The sequence below is a fragment of the Actinoplanes sp. NPDC051851 genome (assembly GCF_040681165.1).
GTDB lineage: Bacteria > Actinomycetota > Actinomycetes > Mycobacteriales > Micromonosporaceae > Actinoplanes.
The window spans coordinates 1-5,003 of sequence record NZ_JBFAYF010000143.1 but is presented as its reverse complement, the minus strand read 5'-3'; the positions used below and the strand labels follow the sequence as shown (position 1 = coordinate 5,003).

Annotated in this window: 1 protein-coding gene; it reads right to left on the bottom strand. The window is 62.5% G+C overall.

The features are described from left to right. Nucleotides 1-3,901, bottom strand: a 3,901-nt coding sequence (locus AB0M08_RS47160) for a DNRLRE domain-containing protein (protein WP_364508824.1), incomplete at its 3' end; no start/stop codon positions are given. Between the last annotated feature and the right edge of the window lie 1,102 nt (nucleotides 3,902-5,003).

Genomic DNA, 5,003 nt, shown 5'->3' with positions numbered 1-5,003 from the left:
GAGGACCAGGCCCCCGACCCGCCGATGACAAGGCAACCAACAGCAGAAAGCTAAACAAAATCAAGAAAATGTCTCGCTGGACTTGACAGGTTCCGCTGCTGGTGGGGGTCAACGCTTGGGCGCGTTGCCCGGCGTCAAGTGTCCAGATGGTGTTTCCGTCGTCGTCGTAACGACTGGAGCCGATTTGCCACGCCCCGGCCCCGTAGGCTGCGGCGTTCACTACCTCGCCGTTGATGTCCGTGTAGGTGATCTGGGCGTATGGCCAGTCGGCGGCGGCTGGCGCGTAGGTACCGTTGCTGCCGGCTGCCGGCACATGGGATGCGGGAAAGACAGCTGCTCCATCGTAGGCGAGGTCTCCGATCTGTCCCCAACTGGCGGCGGTGGTTCCTGAAACGTCGGGTGCCCCGTCGACTCCGGATACAGCAAGGTTGTACGCGATGGCCTGAACGGCAGTTCCGTTGGCGGGATCGGTGCGGCTAACGCTGGCCAGTCGTCCGATGGTGTCGTAGGTCAGTGTCCAAGGGTTGACCCCAGGGGAGGTGTAAGTGCTTGGGCGACCTGCCCCGTCGTAGGTGTATCGGGTCTTCATCGCCGGCGAGAGGCGAGGGTCCCACTTGGCACGTAAGTGGCCGGTCGAGTCGTACAGATAGGAAGCGACCGCCTTGGTGACCATTACTGAGCTGGCGGGGTCGTAGCCCGTCCACGTGATTCCGGAGACCAGGCCCGCGTAGTCGCCCCATCCTGATTCGGTCGTGCTGCTTGCAGTGGTCGTGGTGGCGTAGACGAGTTTCAGGGAGACGCAGCCGGGCGTGCTGGCGAACGTGCTGGAGGTGCAGGTCACGCCTGCAGGTCCAGGGGAGAGGACAGTGGTGACCCTGCCGCCGGAGTCGCGGACGTAGGCCGTGCCGCCGTCGGATCCGGATAGGTCGATCCACTTGACCAGCCATGATCCGTCGGCCGTTTGCAGCCAGGTCGTGACATTTCCGTCGAGGTCGGAAAGCTGCCAGCCAGTGTAGATAGTGGTATCGGTCGTGTCGGCCGGGTTTTCGATCTCCGTAGACTTGAACAGGATGCTGCCGTCCTTGACGTCGCCGACACCGACGTAGTCGCCGGAGGCGTCTTTGATGTAGACGTATTCGGTTCCGTCAGCGGCCTGGAGGGTTACCGAACCGGACGCCGAGTTGTCAAGCAGTTTGCTGTCGCCGTAGAGCCCGGTCGAGAAGCCGGCGAGCCACCCGGCTCCGAAGATCCCGGTTGCGCCGCTGTTGGCCGGAGCAGGTGTGAGGGTGGTCGCGGTCCGGTCAAGGCTGAAGTCGCCGACCGAGGCATCGGTATCCGAAAGCTGGAAGTCACCGGTCGTCAGAGATACCTCGCCTGGCCCGAGGTCAGACGTTGCGGCCCCCTGCCCAAAAGTCGTGACAGCCAGAGAAAAGAGCCGTTCTGCGGAGTAGGCGGTCGTTCCGGCGCTGGTGACGAACTTGGCGCGGATTCGTAGCGCACCGTCGGGTTGCTTCGCCACAGCGAGTGTTGCGGCGACGTTCCAGTTGTAGCCGGAGAAGGAGGTCAGGTTGCCCGAGGTGCTGCCCCTGAGTGGCCAGGCACTGATCGATATTGACGAACCGGCCGGTGTGACGTCGGCGATCGGAAGGTCGGACCAGGTGGATGAGGTCGTTCCTGGTGCCCACTGATAGGTGACCTGGGTGTAGCCGGAGTTTGCGGAGGCGGAGAGGGCTACGCCCTTCGCGGTCGATGCTCCCGCAGCCGGGGAGAGGACGCCGCCGGCGCCAACGCCGAATTCGTAGCTAGTGGTCGTGGCGGACAGGTGCAGTGCGGTGTCTCGGCTGCTGACGTACAGGGTGTGCCAGCCGAGTTCGGTGGTCGCGATGGTCGAGACCGTAACCGCAGCACCCGAGTTGGAGGAGTCGTTGGCCAGGTTCGGCGTCGACGGGTCGTCCAGGCCCCAGTAGTAGCCGGCCCCGTCAGTCGCTGTGGTGTCGAATACGCAACTAGTCTTACTGGCTGTCGGGGCCGTCCACACACCGGACGGGAAGCTGTCGCAGGTGATTGTCGGTGCGGCCGGTTGCGCGATGTTCAGGACGAACTTGGTGGTGCTGGTCGAGGTAAGGCTGGATGGCGTCCAGGCCGAGTAGTCATAGCCGCCCGCGCCATTGGTGACCCGGGCACGGGTCTGGTACATGATGTGCCCGGCGCTGGCGCTCAGCTTCCCCGAGGGGACAGCGACGCTGGCGTTCGCGCCTGGGTTGATTGCTGTCGACGTGATGGTGGTGATCTCCCCGGTGCCCTCCGAGGTGTAGTTCACATCGTGCGACAGCTTCACCTCAAGGGCGACCTTTCCGCCGTCCTTGTTCGACAGTTTCGCGGTGAAGGTTGGCGTCAGCGAGGTTGTGTATACCTTGGCGGTGTTCAGGTAGCTGTCGGTCGTGGTGCCGGAGACCTTCGGCGAAAATGTGCTCCCCGACGGCGTGCCCGGATACGTGTTGTACACCACAGACAGGGTGGGGTAGCGGCTGCTTGTCGTGCAGGCGCTCGCGGCGGTGGTGTCGATGTTCATCGAGCAGAACGACTTCGAGTACGAGCTGTCGGTCTCGCTGCCAGCCTTGAGCAGCAGACCGTAGTCGGTCAGCGTGCCTGACACCCAGGCCTGCACCATGTTGGTCACCGTCATCGAGCCGGTGGCGTTCGAGCAGCCCAGGTCCTCGTTGCCGTAGGACCAGGACGCGGACGCGCTGTACGAGGACGACGTCGAATATGCCGGTTGGTTGGACCAGGTCACCGTCGAGCCCGAGTACGACTCCGTGACCGGGTAGGCAGCCATCGACCGAGCGGTACAGGTCGCGGAGACGTTGTTGTAAAGCTTCAGGGTGGCGCTTGTCACGTGTGAGCCTGACGGGACGCTGTTCGTGGTGTTGAAGTGGATCAGCGATCGTCGCTTGTTCCCGCTCGTGGACAGGCCGATGCGCAGGTCGCTGTCGGACAGATGGGAGTCGGAGTCGGCGGTGGTCACATAGGTGTCGCCAGTGCGCGATACCGACGACACGGTCGGGTCGATCCAGACCGGGTAAACCGTGTCCGGGTCGGTCAGGAACGACATACCAGCGGAGAGGTCCAGATATGCCGAGCCGTCCTCGTCGGTCTCCAGCTTCACCGGAACGGAGGCGATTTGGGTGTGTTCCTCGTCGACCACCAGGGACGAGTACATCTTCGGCGTCGGCATGGTGAAGACCACCGTGGAGGTGGGCTCGCCGTCGACCGTCTTGACGAAGTCGTAGCCGCCGGTGTCGTTGGCGACCATGCTGACGCCGGTCATGTCGAAGCCGAGCCGCTGCTTCGGCGCGGAACTCGGCGCTGCGGTCAGCTTCAGGGACTGCTCGAATCCGTCCGAGGTCGCCGTCAGTACCAGCGCTTCGTTGTCCGTCAGCTGGTAGATCGCGCTGTTGCCGTCGATCGTCGGTTCAGGTAGCGACTTCGCCCAGGACAGGTCGAAACCACGAGACCCGGAGTCCAAGCTGACGGCCGGTCCGTCGCCGCCAGCGGAGAAGACGACCTTGGAGGGGGAGACCTTCGGCGCCCAGCCGCCGCTGGCCTTCTCCAGGTCGTAGTCGACATCCGCCCACGTGCCGTCGTCCTGAGCCACCCGAACCGGGACCACCGACACTTCCGAGCGCAACGAGCCATCCGGTGACGCGTACGTCAACGATGTCGCCGTGGTCAGATCGGTGACCAGGATGTCTTTACCGGTGGCGACTGCGGCAAGCCGCGCCGAGACCAGGTCCGACCGCTCGAAGGTCTCCTTCGTGGCCGTCGGTGCCGCCTCGGCTGGCGCCGGGGCAGCCGTCGTTACCGGGACGGACACCACAGCAGCAGCGAGAAGCGCCAACACCGCGACGCGCGCTGTCGCACGCCAAGCAACGCCTTGTCTTCTAACAGAAGAAAATAACCCCATATCGGACGGATAGCGTCCGGGATCAACGGGCACAGCAAACCCCCGCACAGCAGAAATGGAGAGGACCAGAAACGAAGAGAATGGAAATGACTAATCCATTCAGGGATGCGCAAACTTTTACTCAGTTACCGCTCAGCAATCAATGATCACCCAGGTAGCCGATGCCCAATCGTGATCAAACGAGGCGCCAGCCACAGTCGGCACACAGTTGATTCATAGCAAAAACGCAGTTACTGTGGCGCAATTAACAAATTAATGAAGGGTCGTCAAATCGACGGGCTGTGCCGGTTTCGATGCAGCGAGTAGGAAAAATAAGGGAAAGATGCCCTTGTCCAGGAAGAACCGCTTTCCGAACCGCCAGTACCTGACGTACCATCTTCGCTCATCCCGCACGTTTTCCTGCGATTTCCTGCCGCTGCGGCCTGCCTGACGTGGCATCTTTAACTGTTCCAGCGGCAATGTCGGCGCCAAGGAATTCCGCAGGGTGAGAGGTAGCGATGAGGGTGCGTTCGCTGCAGGGATTGAAAGTTCAGCATCCTGCGGCATGCTTATGTGATGAAGTTCGATTCTTCGACATGTCGACGGCCTGAGCTGTTCTGCTGGCGGCGGAGATAAACATGACAGGACCGGCTCAGGAGGGTCGTTCAAAATCCAGTGTGGATGTTCTGAAGATGTGACTGGATAGGTCGCTGGGCGGCCCGAGTGTCTGCTATGGAGGCTGATCGATGACCGACTGTGTCCTCTCCACCGCCGCCGTAGTATGACGATCTGACGGCGTTGGTGGTGGATCTGACGGCTCGGCTGGAGCACGCTCTGGACCGGATCAGGGCGCCGTTCCGGTAAACAGCCGGCCACCAGTACCTGGGGCCGGCGAAAACAGAGCTCCGGCTATAGTGCGGCTTCGCCAAGCGTCTCTGCGGGCATGTACGGGACGGGTCGTTTGCGGTGGAGTCCCTGATAGTGGTGTAACGCGGTTGGCGTGATCGTCGGACATCCTGTCCGGCATAGAACGCGGCCATCGCGTGATCTTTCGAGCGAA